Origin of the sequence: Photobacterium sp. GSS17 (assembly GCF_028621875.1) — a bacterium.
Classification (GTDB): Bacteria; Pseudomonadota; Gammaproteobacteria; order Enterobacterales; family Vibrionaceae; genus Photobacterium; species Photobacterium ganghwense.
In genome coordinates this window covers 3,104,303-3,120,387 of sequence record NZ_CP117517.1, presented here as the reverse complement: position 1 = coordinate 3,120,387, position 16,085 = coordinate 3,104,303, and the positions used below count along the sequence as shown (strand labels likewise).

Sequence of the window (16,085 nt, the reverse complement as noted above, 5' to 3'; positions counted from 1 at the left end):
TAATGATGAAAATGTTGCCTGTCCGCCAAGCGGCACCAGCTTCCCAGAGACCCGAATCGGGCAAAGGGGACGGGAAAAGAGGGGACGGGAAAAAAGCCCCTGTTCGCCGCAAGTCGACCACGGCGAAAAAGCGCCCGACGAAGACTACGCGGAAGCGCAAAAGCACCAAGAAATCACCGGGATCGGGCTTGCCGTCCTGGCTGAAATGGCTGCTGGCGTTTGGGGTCAAAGTTGCGATTGCGGTCCTCGCCGTGCTGGTAGTGGTCGGGATTTATCTCGATACCATTGTCCGCGATAAGTTCGAGGGCCAGCTCTGGAACCTGCCTGCCGTAGTCTACGGGCGGGTGCTGGACCTGCAGCCGGGCCAGGCGATTTCGCTCAATGAAGTGCGGCGCGAGCTGGATTTGTTGCAGTACCATAAGGTGCGAACACCGCAGCGAATCGGCGAGTACTCATCGTCGTCTACCCGGATTGAACTGATCCGCCGCCCGTTTGAGTTTGATGACGGCCCAGAAGGGGCGCGTCACATCATGCTGACTTTTGACGGCAACGAGCTCAAGCAGATCGAAGAAGCCGAGACCAAGCGTGCGCTGGGCTTTCTGCGGATCGAGCCGAAAATGCTGGGAATGCTCGGGACCAATGAAGCAGAACAGCGGATGTTCATGCCGCGCGAGCAGTTCCCGGAAGTGCTGGTGGATGCCCTGCTGGTAACAGAAGATCGCGACTTTTATCACCACGACGGCGTTTCTCCGCTGGCGATCATCCGGGCCATGGCGGTGAACCTGCGTGCTGGCCGGACCGTGCAGGGTGGCAGTACCCTGACTCAGCAGCTGGCTAAGAATATCTTCCTGACCCGTGAGCGAACCCTGTGGCGTAAGCTCAGCGAGGCCTATATCGCGGTGATTATCGATTACCGCTACAGCAAAGATCGTATCCTCGAAGCGTACCTGAATGAAATCTACCTGGGCCAGAACGGCTCACAGGAAGTGCACGGATTTGCGCTTGGGGCACGCCTGTACTTTGGCCGTCCGCTGCAGGAGTTGCGTATCGATCAGCAGGCACTGCTGGTGGCGATGGCAAAAGGGCCATCTTATTACAACCCGTGGCGTAATCCGGAGCGGGCCCGCCAGCGCCGGGATCTGGTTCTGCGCCTGATGATGGACAATGGGATCCTCGACGGCGCTCAGTATGAACAGGCCGCTTCCCGTCCGCTTGATGTGCAGGACAGGCCGATGATTTCCAGTCGCCAGCCTGCATATTTCCAGCAGTTGCAGCGTGAACTGCAGGATAAGGTCGGTGATAAATTTACCCCGGGCGTGGGGCTGCGGGTATTCAGTACCCTGGATCCTCTGTCTCAGCAGGAAGCGGAACAGTCAGTGCTCAGCATGGTGCCGCAGCTGAGCAAGAAGGCCGGGCTCAGTGTTGAGACGGCTCTGGTGGCAGCTGATCGCCACAGCGGGGAAATCCGTGCCATGATTGGTGGCAGCCGACCGGGTTATGCCGGATTTAACCGGGCACTGGATGCCAGCCGTCAGATTGGCTCGCTGGTGAAACCGGCAGTTTACCTTGCGGCGTTACGCCATCCGGAAAAGTTCTCACTGGCGACCACGATTGATGACAAGCCGATTGCCCTCAAGGGCAGCAATGGTAACCAGTGGAAGCCGCGCAATTATGACCGCCGCTTCCGGGGGGAAGTGCCGCTTTATTACGCTCTGGCCAAGTCGCTCAATGTGCCGACGGTCAATCTCGGGATGAAGGTCGGACTGGATGAAGTGATCGATACCATGGTCGAGCTGGGCGTCAAGCGGGATGAAATTCCCCGTCTGCCGTCGATTCTGCTGGGCGCGTTCACTCTGTCGCCGCTGGAAGTGACCCAGATGTACCAGTCGGTTGCCAGTGGCGGTCGCCGTGCTGAGCTGACTGCGCTGCGCAGTGTGGTGGATCTCAATGGCAGCGTCCTGTACCGGGCGATTCCCAAAGCGCGTCAGGCGGTGCCGGAGCAGGCAGCGTGGCTGACGACGTATGGCATGAAGAATGTTGTGTCACAAGGTACCGCACGATTCCTTCAGCCGCAGTTTGGCTGGGCGGCCCTGGCCGGTAAGACCGGGACGACAGACAAGGCGCGTGACAGCTGGTATGTCGGGATCGACGGACGGGAAGTGGTGACGGTGTGGATGGGACGCGATGATAACAAACCGGTCAACCTGACTGGCTCGGCCGGTGCCCTGCGTCTGTACAGTGACTACCTGCAACGGCGTCAGCCTGAGCCGCTGCGTCTGGCCTGGCCGCAGAAGCTGACAACAGCCAAGTTTAATCAGCTGCCAAATGGCACACTGGTGCGCGACTGTGGCGGCAAGCACTCTTTGCCGATGTGGGACAAGGACGGTTCGGTGAAAGCATACTGTGACCGGAAGCAACCGGCTGGCTGGATTAAAGACATGTTCAGCTGGTAGCGCTTTGTCGAGTACCCGACTGCAAAAGCAGACTGCAGCAAAAGGATCCTGAAGTAAAAGGATCCTGCAGAAAAGGGATTCGCTTACTCGTTCCCACTTCGAAATCCCCCGGTTACCGGGGGATTTTTTTATCCATGCGGTAACGATCAGTCGTCCGGGTCGAAATAATAGGAAATTCGCACCCGCGGGTTGAGGTAGGTATAGATCTTTTCCGGCAGTTTGTTCGGGGCGATTGCCTGCTCAATCCGCAGATCACTGCCTTCCAGCTCAATAATCGGGGCTTCATTGGATGGAACGGTCGGATCGTACAGCAGCACATTGGGGTACAGCAGGCTGTCCGTGTTCACGGAAATCACCAGCCCCAGCTGCTGATTCGACAACTGTACCACGCTGCCGGGAGGATAAACGCCAAGTAGGCGGATCAGCAAAGCCAGATAGTCATTGTTGTACGCCTCTTTCTTGTGTTTAAACAAGTAGGAGAGGGCGCTGTACGGAATTCTGGCTCGGGCCGGGTCCTGCGGGTGGCAAAGATTGTCATACGCGTTCACCACGGCGACCAGCTGCGCCATCGGCGTAATCTGATCGCCTTGCAACTGCTTGGGATAACCACTGCCGTCCAGCAGTTCATGATGCTGAGCAAGAATCGATTTAGCGTCTTCCGGAAAGTCTGCAGTCAGGTTGGCCAGATCGGTGCTGTAGCGGGTGTGCATCCGCAGATAGTTTTCTTCCGGCTCGGTCAATGGCGTGGTTTTGCGCAGGATTGCCGTCGGAATTTTCAGTTTACCCATGTCGTGGAATAGCGCACCCATGGCAATGGTTTTGATATCTTCGTGCGCCATGCCACACGAACGTGCCAGCATCATCGACAGAACGGCCACGTTCAGTGAATGGCAGTAGATATCCTCGTTCTCCTTGCCTTCATTCATCAGGTGCAGTGCCACGTTGTCGGATTCCAGCAAGGCATCGACCATTTCCTCTACCAGCATTTCAGCTTCGCGAATTGCGGTGACCGGGCGGCTTTTGATTTTGCCGGTGATCGAGCGCAGCTGCGCCATGGAGCGATTGAAGTTTTTCTCGCAACGTTGCAGCTTGCGTTTGTAATTCTTCAGCCGGGCGATGCGTCCTTGTTTCTCTTGCCAGAGCTTTTCGGCCTGTTGTTCGAGAAACTTGCTTTCCTGTGAGCTGATGACTTCCTGTTCGGTTTCCGGTTCCAGAGGCGGATTGTCACTTTTTTCCGGGATCAGGTAGACATAGCGGATACCCAGATTCCGGATCAGGCGAATCTGCTGTTGGTCTTTGATTTTGAAGTGATTCAGCAGAAAAGGATGGTCTGTCCATTGCAAGGGGAGCTTAACATATAGACCTTCGGTTAAGCGCTCTACTGAAAGTTTGATACTGGCCATATGTCAGCTCAACCTGTTGTTTTTATTCTTACTCATGAGGTCGTCCAAGACCTGAAACACAAATCCAGACACAGTGCATGGCGGTGGTCTGGGAAAAATACCGGCCGGTTAAGTAACTGACTGGTAATAGAGGCTTTTTATTGTAACCATAATTGAGTAAACACCCAATATGAAAGGCGGAGAGTAGTGAACAACAGGCGAAAAAAAACCTCATCATGTGATGAGGTTTCAAAGATGGTGCCGACTACCGGAATCGAACTGGTGACCTACTGATTACAAGTCAGTTGCTCTACCTACTGAGCTAAGTCGGCAATTTATTCTTATTATTCGAGATTAAGCGGTGAAGCTTAAACTGAAAGTGGCTCCCCCTGCTGGACTTGAACCAGCGACATACGGATTAACAGTCCGCCGTTCTACCGACTGAACTAAGGGGGAATTGTTTGCTATCGGACGCGATAATTACGCATCTGATGAAATATGGTGCCTCGAGGCGGAATCGAACCACCGACACGAGGATTTTCAATCCTCTGCTCTACCGACTGAGCTATCGAGGCAAAAGTAAAGCGTTGCTTTACTTTGCAAATAATGGTGCCGACTACCGGAATCGAACTGGTGACCTACTGATTACAAGTCAGTTGCTCTACCTACTGAGCTAAGTCGGCACACGTTATTTTTTGTCCATCAGGGTAAACCTGATTGGAAATTTGGCTCCCCCTGCTGGACTTGAACCAGCGACATACGGATTAACAGTCCGCCGTTCTACCGACTGAACTAAGGGGGAATTGTTTGCTATCGGACGCGATAATCACGCATCTGATGAAATATGGTGCCTCGAGGCGGAATCGAACCACCGACACGAGGATTTTCAATCCTCTGCTCTACCGACTGAGCTATCGAGGCAAAAGTAAAGCGTTGCTTTACTTTGCAAATAATGGTGCCGACTACCGGAATCGAACTGGTGACCTACTGATTACAAGTCAGTTGCTCTACCTACTGAGCTAAGTCGGCACACGTTATTTTTTGTCCATCAGGGTAAACCTGATTGGAAATTTGGCTCCCCCTGCTGGACTTGAACCAGCGACATACGGATTAACAGTCCGCCGTTCTACCGACTGAACTAAGGGGGAATCAACTTTTTACGTTATGTTGCTACCAGAGCACCACAATCAGAATTCATGGTGCCTCGAGGCGGAATCGAACCACCGACACGAGGATTTTCAATCCTCTGCTCTACCGACTGAGCTATCGAGGCAACGGGGCGCATTAAATAGTTTTTGCCGCTGTGCGTCAATGGTTTTTTCTGAAATCCAAACCAAAGTGGCTTTTTTTGTTCTGATTGCTGTGTTTTTAAACTTTTCGCCGTCAGGACGGTGCTCTGTGATACGCAATTCTTGCCGTTTCAGGTGTTACCAAGGGCGCGGGTTTCCCGCTCAAGCGCCCGGGAAAGAGCAGGACGTCGGCTGACATACTGGCGGTATTTTTCTAGCTTCAGAGGCAGTTTCTGATCAAATTTGACGGCCCAGTTGAGGGTGTGTGCCAACAGAATATCGGCGACGGTAGGGAAATGGCCAAATAAGTACCCCTGCTCCGGGATTCGTGCCTCGGCCGTTTGCAGGGCTTTCTTGAATTCCCAGCTGGCGACGGGGAGCATTTCCGGCAGGCGGATCGATTCCGGCAGGGCAAAACGGTGTTTTCCCATGGACCACAGCGGCTGCTCCAGTTCGGTAATGATAAAGCTGGTCCATTCATGGTGAGTGGCGGACTCAGCCGTGCCGGGCTCTGGCAGCCAGTGATGGCCATAACGCTCGGCCAGGTAAAAGCAAATGGCGGCCGATTCCGTGACCACGGTATCGCCGTCAATCAGACAGGGGACTTTCCCTTGCGGGTTGAGTGCCAGAAACTGGCTGGAGCGGTGCTCGCTTTTATTAAAGTCAACCAGATGGTACTGCCAGTCGACACCCAGTTCTTCCAGTAGCCAGGAAACACGTAGTGAGCGAGTACGGGGATAGCCATAGAGTGTAATCATTCGTCATCCTTGAAACGTGACCAGGGGATGTCATTAAAGTTAGCTCAAAAAACACCGCCCGGCAGTGCCGGGCGGGAGGCTTATTGTTGTTGCCATGGGCCGCCTGAGGTGGGCTGATCCCCCTGCGTCCACCATCTGGCTTTATAGGACTGGCCGGAAAAGGTCACGATGGTACCTGCCTGATAGGCTTGACCGGTCTGCCACGCCGGGATGCTGTCGTTGTGTTGGGCTTCCCACACGGTTGACTGACCGGGTTGTTCGCCTTTGGTCCACCATTTGGCCACATATGTCACCCCCTCATACACCACGCTATCACCGGTATTGTAGACACGGCTGGCTTCCCAGGTCGTTGTCTCGCCCGGCAGTGTTGGCGGGATCGGCTCTTCAGCCTTCACCTCCAGCCGGAAGGTGTAACCGGACTGCTGGAGGTACACCTGATTGGCATACAGATCGGCAGGATCAAAGGCGATCGTGCGGTCTGTGCCCTCGCGACCGATCCGACCACTGTCACTGGCGTGGCGATTAACGATGTCTGCCAGAGCGGCTGCCCACACTGCTTCATCCTGATTTGCCACTGTAATTGCCATTTTTTCAAAGAGTTGCTCTTGGCCTTGGGCATTGAAGATGCGGAACCACACGGTATCACCAGCACTGGCATCGGTGGTGGCTTTCAACAGCGGACCGGCTGATGTCCAGATTGGTGCGGGCACTTCCGGCTGGGCTGGTCCTTCACCAAATGAGATATCACTGCAGTTATAGAAGCCTTCACCGGCCGGGTCATGGCGTTGCCAGCGGGAATAAAGCACGGCATCGCCCTGACGGTCTGTCGGCAGGGTAATGGTGATTTCATAGTATTTCAGGCCGTTGATCGTGGTCACCGGGACATCACCGGCCTGATCGACCAGCGTCAGATCGGCCCAGGTCAGTGGCTGGCTGGCAGCATCAAAGCCGGGTTTGGTGAGGTAAAACTGCCAAAAACTGGGGTTGTGCGGGGTTTCTGCACGGTAGCGAAGGGTCAGCTGACCATGAGTGTCGAGGGTTATCGGGGTTTTTTGCCAGTCAGGGGAGGGAATGTCCATCCCGGCTTTTTTCTTGTCGGCGGCTGAACACAGGCTGCCGTCAGGAATGGCCAGTTCGACGGCGGCCTGATTCTGATAGTCAGAGACCAGACGGGCGAACTCCGGCTGCTGGACGAAGGGATACCAGCCCGACTGAATAAAAGCCGCGCGGCAGGCAGCATTTGGGATCTGGGAACCGTCACTGGCTCCCCAGTATCCGCCGTCCAAATGGCAGACGTGCTGACGGGCCGGGGGATATTCCATGTAACCGTGGCTAAAGGCTTGTGGGGCAATGCTGAGCGCGAGCAGGCCTGCGGTACTGGCCAGCCCGAGAGAATTGAGTTTGCGCATGACGATCTCCGTTGTAGTTGCTCAAGGTGTGAGGGCAAGGTGTCACTGTGTGGATGTCGCTCAATATGTGTGTGCTTGCAATGAGAAGGGACAGGGTTTGCGGTCGGCTTCTAGGCCGGAAATGAATGTTTTCATCAGCCTCACCGGAAATGAGATGCGCCTTCGGATGTTTTCGTGTGTTTTTTAGCCATGTGGTAAAGGGATGTTCACCTTGTTGCGTGATCAACATCACAAAATGTCGTTATCACAATCAGGTTGATGATATTGATAATTGATCTCATTTTCATTTGGTCGCATGATTGCGGCCACTTTACGGGTAGAATTTTGCTCTGCCTTTTCTTCTCTGGCCGGATAGTGCTGTGTTAAATGAACGCCTAAGTCTCATTTAAGACTGGATTTTTGCGGCGTTTGGTTTTTGTCTCTGGCGAGTTCGAACGCAATCGCGATGGAAATGAGCGCTTTGTTTGCTGAATGCCGGGGTTGGTTGCGGTGCGTTGCCATGGTCATGAGCATGGCCATAGCCAAGTGGTGTGGTGGTGTGGTGGTGAAAATGAAAACCGGAATGCGGACGTTGATTGGAATGCTGATCATTGTCGGCTGCGTGCAGGTAAAGGCCGCAGATTCTGATGTTCGCGTTGTGACGGATACGACAGGCACAATACCCCTGAAAGGCGGGCCAGCAGACCCCACCTACCAGTGGCTGCGTGATGACAGTCGCCAGTCGCTGGCGGTGCGTCATTTTCTGGAGCAGGAGAACAGGCATACCGAGCAGGTTTTGCTGGAGCAGGCGAGTCTGGAGCAGACGTTGCTGACCGAATGGCAAGCCAGAACTAAACAGCCTGCGGAGCAGCCGTGGAGCCTACAAGGCCGTTTTGAATACCGCCTGGAGGTGGGGCATGCGATTGTGCGCCGGGAGGTGGGTTCCGCGCAGGCGCCACAAATTCTGGTGGATCTGGCGCAACGTGCGGCTACATCGGCGTATTACCAGCTTGGCAACTGGTCGGTCAGTCCGGACCATCGTTATGTGGCATTGGCTGAGGACCGGCGCGGCGATCGTCACCACAGGATCACGCTGCTGGATACCCATACCGCACGGATGATCGACACACCGCTACAGCAGGCGGCGACGGATCTGGTCTGGGCCAGTGACAGCCGGTCTTTATATTGGATCGCAAACGAGCGTGAGACCTACCGACCTTATCGTGTGATGCGCTGGGATCTGGGGACAAAGCAACAGCAGGAAGTGTATCGTGAGCAGGATCCTGCCTGGCTGGTGTCGCTATACCATACCAGCGACACCGGTTTGGCGATCATTCAAAGCAACAGTCATAACGCCAGTGAACAGTTTCTGTTGGATCTGACTACTGGCCACCGTGGTACGTCGCTGCGTCCGCGTCAGGCCGGGATGGAATACTACGCAGATGTGCGCCACGGTCGCATGTACCTGTCGAGTAACTTGCACGGCGAGTTTGCCTTGTATCAGCGCAAGCTGGAATCAGTCACCCTCAACAGGAATGACGGAGATGAAGAGTCGGCCGGACCGACCGCCCAGGACTGGCAGCTTATCTGGCAGCCCGCGGTCGGTGAAGAGATCCGCAACTGGTATCTCTACCCGCAGCACATTGTGATCGAGACAGCCGTGCAGCAACACCATGATGTGGTGGTGCTGGATTATCAGGGGCGGGTGTGTTTTCGGCAGCGTATTACGCCGGAAGGCGGCGTGGCTTGGGTGTCAGGCAGCAAAACTCCGCACGATACCAAAGTGTGGATCCGCCGTATGTCGCTGTCTCAGCCCGCGCAATGGCTGACGCTGGATCTGGCCAGTGTGTCGCGGCCAGTGGTTCCGGGAGAGTCGGCGCCGCAACTGCGCCTCGAAGCTGAAGACCATTATGCCGGGCTTGATCCCCGTCTGTATCACAGTGAGCAGATCGTGGTGCACCATGCTGGTGTCGCCGTGCCTGTCTCGCTGGTTTATCGGGCGGATGCCCTCACACCGACCTCCGCAGTTGTGTTGTACGGGTACGGCGCTTACGGAACGCCGATGCGGCCATATTTTATGCCACAGATTCTTAGCCTGCTGGATCGCGGTATGGTTTATGCCATCGCTCATGTACGAGGCGGCGGTTATCTCGGAGAAGAGTGGTATCGGCAGGGGCGTGGCACCCTCAAACAGAATGGCATTGATGATTTTCGCGCGGTGGCCCAGACACTACGGCATTACCAGGCTGGTCGGCAACGTCCGGTTCTGGCAATCGGCGGCAGTGCCGGTGGCACACTGGTGGCGGCCGCATTGAACCAGGCTCCGGCGCTGTTCCGTGCAGCGGTACTTCAGGTGCCTTTCCTGGATGTGGTCGCGACCATGTCGGATCCGGCTTTGCCGCTGACCCGACAGGAATACGCCGAGTGGGGCAACCCGGCCGATCCTGAGCAACGCCGTGCCATGCAGGCGTACAGTCCGCTCGACAACATTAAGCCGCAGGCGTATACGCCGATGCTGGTCAGTGCCGGGCTGTATGACAGTCAGGTGCCGTACTGGGAAGCGGCCAGATGGGTCGCCAGAGTTCGCGAGCTGAGCCTGACGAAAGCGCATTATCTGCTGAGTACCAACATGCAGGGCGGGCACCAGCAGGACAGCCGTAAGGCGGCCGGCCAGCAGGCGCGGGAGTATGCCTTTTTGATCCGTCAGGCGGCAAAAGCCGCGCCACACACTCAGTAAAACACATTTATCCCTTTATTTGCTTATCTGGCTGCCTTGGCAGCCGGAGGGGGCTGTTTTGTCCCATTTTCTGTTTATCCACGATATTGAATTCACCTGGAGAACCACCATGCAGTTGAAGCCTGTCCCTCTGGCTCTGATGTCGATTTTTGGCTTGTCAGGCCCGGTTATCGCCGCCGGGGACGTTGTTGAGATCGCCCCTGTGATCGTTACCGCCAATAAAATTGAGCAGCCGCTGTCGCAAACACAGGGGTCAGTCGCTGTGCTGACCAGTCAGGACATTGAGCGGGAAGGCGCCACTGAGCTGTATGACGCGCTCAGCAATGAGCCGGGAGTGAGCGTAACCGGGGGAGCCGGCCGACCGCAGAACATCGTGATCCGCGGTATGACGGGGAACCGGATTGCGGTGGTGAAAGACGGTGTGCGGGTCGCCGACGGCTATGGCGCAAATGACATTAACGATGTCGCCGGTCGCAACAGTTTCGATCTGGGCGATATCCGGCAGGTGGAAGTGGTCAAAGGGGCGGGCTCATCTTTGTACGGCTCGGGCGCGATCGGCGGTGTGGTTGTCCTGACGTCCAAATCACCGCAGGACTATCTGGGCAAAGAGGACGGTTACCTCAGTGCTGAGGCCGGTTTTGCCGGGATCAGCGACAAGTACACCACCACGGTCACGGCAGCCAAGCGTCTGGGCGACACGGAGCACCTGGCGCGGGTCAGTTACTGGAACGGCAACGAAACCAAAAATTTTGCTGAGGATCTGTACCTGCGTGATATCGAGGGGTACAGCGCGGCGTTGACCAGCGAATGGTTCATGACGGATGCCTGGCTGCTGACCGGAAAGATCAACGTGTTCCGCGAAGAGATGATCCGTAACGAAGGGATCCCGCCGGTTCAGGAAGACGGCAATGGCTGGTATTCCAAGTCTTTCCACGAAGAAGCCGTGACACGGTCAGTGGAAGGTCGGATGGGCGCTGAATGGGAAGGTGACAGCCTGCTCGCGGATACTGCGGCTTTCAACATCTATTACCGCCGGACCGAGAGTCGGGATGATCTGGACGTTGCAATGAGCCGCCAGAGCCAAGATCTGGAGTATAAACGTCGTCTGAATGATTCCCGTCAGTTTACCGATACCCTTTACGGTAGTTCGGCGACGATGCAGAAGCAGTTTGAGACCGGTGCGGTCAGGCACAATCTGGCATGGGGGGTAGAGCTGGAGTGGCTGGAGCATGAACGCCCGATCAATAAGACCGTGAGTGACTCGAATGGCGTCAATACCAAAGTGTACAGCCCATTTGCGGGAGCCACGACGCAGCGGGGCGGTGCGTATCTGCATGACGTGATCGAGCTGGGCCAGTGGCGTGTTACCCCCGGTCTGCGCGTTGACTATCAACGGGTAACGGCAACGGATGCCAAGGATATCGGTGGTTTCTCGCTGCATGATGCGACCAGCAGCGAGGTCTCTCCAAGCCTGTCAGTCGGATACCTGTGGACCGACACTTTCAACACCTACCTGAGCTATACCCATGGCTTCCGGGCGCCATCGTATGACAAAGCCTACGGTTACGTGCCGCATTTCAGCAGTGGCCTGAACAACTTCGTCATTATCCCTAACGCCGATCTGAAGGCGGAAACCAGCGATAACCTTGAGCTGGGGGCGAAATACGATGACGGTGTGCTGTCGTTGTATGGCGCGGTGTTTTATTCCCGTTTCGATGATTTCATCGGCCATAAGACCGTCAACTGGGATGATGAACTGAAAGCATCACAGGTGCAGTACGTCAATCTGGATGGAGTGAAAACCTATGGTGCCGAGCTGATGGCCGGTTACTGGTTTAACAACCACTATCAGTTGGTGAGCAAGCTGGGGATTGTAGATGGGGAAGATGATAACGGTGAGCCGATCCGTTCGCTGACTCCTCTGGAAGGCAATACCCAGCTGAATTATCACAGCGACAAGCTGGATGCATTCGTGCGGGCGAATTATTCCGGCGCCATGAGCCGGACACCGACCTGTCAGGACAGCGCTAAGGTGGAACAGGAGTGCGCCACCACGTCCGGCTGGCTGACTATGGATCTGGGTGTCGGGTATCACTTCACGCCGGATTTGCGAGTCAACCTGACCGTGCACAACGTGCTGGACGATGAATATACCCGATACCAGGATGTGGCAGGCCTCGCCAAGAGCAACACGCTCTATTCCTCTGAACCAGGGCGCTATTTCAACGTAAATGCCCGATACAGTTTCTAGGAGATGCCGTGATGAGAACCTTTTTCCTTGCGGCAGCCGTTGCCGCCAGTTACCCGGCCTGGGCCAATGACGCTCAACCGCACCTGATTTACCCGACAGAGACGCCGGTCATTCTCAATGCAGAAGATGCCCTGCGTCTGGCACAGAGCCGTTTTCCCCACACGGAAACCCTGGTGCATCGCTACACCCGCACCAGCCTGCTGGGGACTCATTATAACTTTGTACAGCACAACAGCGCCGATCAGCCATGCGTTGGCGCCCTTGTTGTCACCACTGATCAACAAGGGCAGCTGTACCGGATTTTCAACAACCTGATTGACGATCCGGACGGCTGTGAACTGAATCTGCCGTTGCTGCCACGAGCACATCAGCTGGTGGCACCGCCGACCGGAGAGCCGGTGACGGCCTCAATGCGGGTGTTCGATCCGGATCCGCGTACTGCAACCGGTCAGGCCCTTGAAGCGCAAGCAAGCAGCTCTGCGGATGAGGAAAGCCAGGGCAACCTGGAAGGGATCGCGATCCCGGCGCACGCCTACCATCAGGCTGACGGGGTCGAGGTGACCCAGCGGGACGGCAGGCTGTATCTTGCCAACAGCCGGGTGATAGCCGTTGACCTGACGGAGCTAGCCGGCGAGGCGCAGACGCCGCTGCAAGGGCTGATCTCGGTTACTGAGAATGAAGATTTCCTGTTTAACCGTGAACAGGCGGCATTTCGTGACGTTAATGCTTTCTTTCATCTTGATCACTCGCTGCAGTATCTGAATGAGCTCGGTTTTAGCGGGGAGAGGGCGCTGTTTAGCGCGCCGCTGAAAGTGGATGCTCAGGGGGAATCGGGCAACAGCTCGACCTACCTGACGGATATCGGCGTCCTGACGATGGGGATCGGCGGGATCCCGGACAGTGAAGACGCGGATATTGTGCTGCATGAGCTGGGCCACGCGATCAACCATCAGCTAGTGCCGGACTGGAAAGACGGTGACAGTGACGGGATGGGCGAAGGATTCGGGGATTACTGGGCCGGTGCTTACAGCTTCTGGGCCCAGCGCGATCGGGCTGACAAGTTTGAACTGGATGTGTTTGCCAACTGGGACGGGTTGTCTGGTGTGCTCAAATCGCAGCGCTCACTCAACGATCAGGAGGCCCGTTATTTTCCGGCGTTTGATTATCGAGCCCATGTCTCGGTAATGGGGACGCTGAGCGATCAGCTGTGGTCAACGCCTCTGTTCCAGGCCCTGAAGCAAGCTGTGGCGCAGTACGGTGAACCCGCATTCGATGAGTTTAACCGGATTGTGCTCGAAGGAATGGCGGGCATGGGATACGGCGTGAAGATGTATGACCTGGCGCAATCGACCGTGGACGCTGCCAACCGCCTGTATCCGGGAAAAGCCTACGCCCGTTTGCTGAGCGCGCAATTTCAGTATCACCAAATCCTGCAAGATGACGTGGTTGTCGCGCAGCGCTCCACACTACTGAGCAGCGAGGAGGGGCACACGGCGGTGTTGCCGGTGTCACTGGCAAACGTCAGCGGGCAGCCATTGGTCAGCTACCGCGCCGAGTTGTCGCTACCTTCGCTTGGCTGGCGGCAGGTGATTGAGCGGGAACATATTCCGACGGATGCGAGCGAGGCGCTGGCACTGGATATCCCGCTGCCAGTCGGGTTGCGGTGTGGCAGCCCTCTGGTGCTGGACGCCGAGATCAGGGTCAGCAAAAACGCCGATCAGCAACCTCTAAACCTGCACCAGCAGCTCTCGTTTATTTATGGGCAACCTGTCTTTGCCTTGCCGCTGCAGACACTTAATCGGCCTCTGACCGATGCCCGGCTGTCAGCGCAACACGACAAGTTACTGCTGGGCGAAGATTTCTTTGTCATGACGGTTCCGATGACGGTACCAGGGGAAAGCAGCGTGGTTGACGACCACTTTGCGATTTATCTGGATCTCGCCCACCCGCAGTTTGCCGATCTGAAAGTGGTGGTGCGAACCCCGTCGGGACGCAGCCTCACGCTGTTGGATTATCAGCGCAAGCCTGTTGCTCAGCATGAACAGCTTTACACCCTGGCCAATACCCCGGAGCTGGAGAACTGGCTGGGCGAGCCGCTGAGCGGCAACTGGACGCTGGAGGTGACCGATCGGGTTGCCGGTCACCAGGGGCAGATTCACCGCTGGGGGATTGGACCTGTAACCACGTTCCGCTGCCCGGAAGCGGACAAAAAAGAAAGTAAAGAGCCCACACCGTCAGTATCGGGCTTCTCCGGTGGCAGTGTCGGACTGTACAGCCTGCTGGCTGGCCTGGTTCTGGCCGGGGTACGACGCAAGGCCAGACATCATCGATAACGACAGAGAGATTTTTATGAAAACAATGCAATTTGCGTTACTGCCGGTTGCCATCACCTTCGCCCTGGCGGGATGTGGTGGTTCGGGTGGTGGCAGCAGTGATGACAGCAACCAGAGCGGGAAAGATCATGGCGCGCCGACCTACGAGGTAGCCGGTGTGCTGCCATCGGCGGTGCTATCAGCACCGTTCACCGCTTGTGCGGATTTCAACCGCAACTGGGAGTGCGACAGTAACGAGCCAACTGTCCGTTCGGAACAACCGACGTTTACGCTGGTAAGCACAGATATCAAAGTGAAAGCTTCACCGCTGCTGGTGAAGGCAACTATGAACCAGGCCACGGACCATGCCGGAGCGGCGGTGCTGCTGGTTACTCCGGCGGTGGGTGAGCGGCAGTCTAATCCGGTGAACGGCATTACAACCCTGGTAATGGGCGAGATGCTGATGGGCAGTCACAAAGAGCAGGCCATCGCCTCGGTGGCTGCCAGTCTCACCGCGTTGGGGCTGACGCCACCGGCTGATTTACTCGGAAACAGCGATGATGCGGCATTGGCGGAACTGGATGAGCAGCTGGTGACGGTGCTGGCGAAAATGGCGATGCGTACGGAGCCTTACGACAAACTGGTCGGCAATGTGGCCAAGGGGCTGGCGATGTACGGCCGGGATATTCTGGCCGGTACTCTGACTGATGCGCAGTATGACGAGCTGGCGAGGCTGGGGGTTACTGCCGGTCAGGCCCTTAATGATACCGGTTTGAGCCGGCATTTGAATCTGGCGACGGGGCAGATGACCGCAGAACCGGATCCGGGGGCGCCGGGACAGGATGCCAGTTATGGTCTGGATGTGACGGATGGCGGTTTTCAGTTCACCAAGCTGGACAGCAAGGGTCAGCCATTGCCCGTCAGCAGTACAACCTGGCAGTGCGTCAGAGATGAGCGTACCGGACTGATCTGGGAGCATAAAGCTGATGACGCACGTTCCTACCGCGATAAAAACCGGATGTTTGCGTTTGAGACCGCCAGCCATCAACCGCACCAGAAAGAGATCGCGGCGGCTTCATGTCAGACCGATGGTGTGAGTGTGTGTACAACGCAGGAATATGTCACCCGGCTGAATCAAGACAACGTCTGTGGTAAGAGCAACTGGCGCCTGCCCACGCTCAACGAGCAGTACGACCTGCTGGATTTTGGTGAAACGGCGAAGGATGAACACGGTAACGTATACGGCCTGGACGTGGCCTATTTTGATGATCTGGTAACAGGGGCTGGTGATTTGCCGTACAGCATTTACTGGTCAGCAACAACCATTCACTCCGATCCGTCTTATACCAGTGGCAGGCAGATTCCGTTGTTATCGCAAATGTCCCTGATAGAAGACCAGACAATGCTGGGGGATATCAATGCTGGCTACTCAGTGTGTGACGCTGGCCAGACGGATGATGAATGCTCGTCGCCGACTGTGATTCTGGCTCGTATGGTTGCTCAATAGGAAATTGA

8 protein-coding genes and 9 tRNA genes are annotated in these 16,085 nt (G+C 56.2%); 5 read left to right on the top strand and 12 right to left on the bottom strand.

Annotated elements, in window-relative coordinates; all coding sequences use genetic code 11:
- The first annotated feature begins 2 nt into the window (after positions 1-2).
- A complete protein-coding gene (mrcB, locus tag PGW97_RS14185; protein WP_242551844.1) occupies positions 3-2,453 on the top strand; it encodes a penicillin-binding protein 1B in 2,451 nt (816 codons plus the stop codon).
- A gap of 146 nt (positions 2,454-2,599) precedes the next feature.
- On the opposite strand, the gene PGW97_RS14180 is transcribed toward mrcB, so the two are convergent.
- The 12 genes from PGW97_RS14180 to PGW97_RS14125 all read right to left on the bottom strand — a co-directional run bounded on the left by PGW97_RS14180 (position 2,600) and on the right by PGW97_RS14125 (position 7,291).
- On the bottom strand, positions 2,600-3,856 hold the full coding sequence (locus PGW97_RS14180; protein WP_047886911.1) for an HD-GYP domain-containing protein: 1,257 nt from the start codon (positions 3,854-3,856) through the stop codon (positions 2,600-2,602).
- 235 nt (positions 3,857-4,091) lie between these two features.
- A tRNA-Thr gene (locus tag PGW97_RS14175) sits at positions 4,092-4,167 on the bottom strand.
- A gap of 48 nt (positions 4,168-4,215) precedes the next feature.
- Positions 4,216-4,291: transfer RNA gene (locus PGW97_RS14170), tRNA-Asn, on the bottom strand.
- A gap of 43 nt (positions 4,292-4,334) precedes the next feature.
- A tRNA-Phe gene (locus tag PGW97_RS14165) sits at positions 4,335-4,410 on the bottom strand.
- A gap of 32 nt (positions 4,411-4,442) precedes the next feature.
- Positions 4,443-4,518 (bottom strand) — tRNA-Thr (locus tag PGW97_RS14160).
- Between the two features lie 43 nt (positions 4,519-4,561).
- Positions 4,562-4,637, bottom strand: a tRNA-Asn gene (locus PGW97_RS14155).
- 43 nt (positions 4,638-4,680) lie between these two features.
- Positions 4,681-4,756, bottom strand: a tRNA-Phe gene (locus PGW97_RS14150).
- A gap of 32 nt (positions 4,757-4,788) precedes the next feature.
- Positions 4,789-4,864, bottom strand: a tRNA-Thr gene (locus tag PGW97_RS14145).
- Between the two features lie 43 nt (positions 4,865-4,907).
- Positions 4,908-4,983: transfer RNA gene (locus PGW97_RS14140), tRNA-Asn, on the bottom strand.
- Between the two features lie 49 nt (positions 4,984-5,032).
- Positions 5,033-5,108, bottom strand: a tRNA-Phe gene (locus PGW97_RS14135).
- A gap of 147 nt (positions 5,109-5,255) precedes the next feature.
- The gene (locus PGW97_RS14130) at positions 5,256-5,882 is read right to left on the bottom strand and encodes a glutathione S-transferase family protein (RefSeq protein WP_047887870.1); all 627 of its coding nucleotides are present in this window, start codon (positions 5,880-5,882) and stop codon (positions 5,256-5,258) included.
- Positions 5,883-5,962: 80 nt separating this feature from the next.
- Complete coding sequence (locus PGW97_RS14125; protein ID WP_273857536.1) at positions 5,963-7,291, bottom strand: lytic polysaccharide monooxygenase; 1,329 nt, start codon at positions 7,289-7,291, stop codon at positions 5,963-5,965.
- 511 nt (positions 7,292-7,802) lie between these two features.
- Between PGW97_RS14125 and PGW97_RS14120 the strand changes: the two genes are divergently transcribed.
- The 4 genes from PGW97_RS14120 (at position 7,803) to PGW97_RS14105 (ending at position 16,077) form a co-directional block, all read left to right on the top strand.
- Entirely contained in the window at positions 7,803-10,007 is a 2,205-nt protein-coding gene (locus PGW97_RS14120) for a prolyl oligopeptidase family serine peptidase (RefSeq protein WP_273857535.1), read from the top strand.
- Between the two features lie 109 nt (positions 10,008-10,116).
- Complete coding sequence (locus PGW97_RS14115; protein ID WP_273857534.1) at positions 10,117-12,258, top strand: TonB-dependent hemoglobin/transferrin/lactoferrin family receptor; 2,142 nt, start codon at positions 10,117-10,119, stop codon at positions 12,256-12,258.
- Positions 12,259-12,269: 11 nt separating this feature from the next.
- On the top strand, positions 12,270-14,591 hold the full coding sequence (locus PGW97_RS14110) for a proprotein convertase P-domain-containing protein (RefSeq protein WP_273859673.1): 2,322 nt from the start codon (positions 12,270-12,272) through the stop codon (positions 14,589-14,591).
- A gap of 16 nt (positions 14,592-14,607) precedes the next feature.
- The gene (locus tag PGW97_RS14105; RefSeq protein WP_273857533.1) at positions 14,608-16,077 is read left to right on the top strand and encodes an Lcl C-terminal domain-containing protein; all 1,470 of its coding nucleotides are present in this window, start codon (positions 14,608-14,610) and stop codon (positions 16,075-16,077) included.
- The last annotated feature ends 8 nt before the right edge of the window (positions 16,078-16,085 follow it).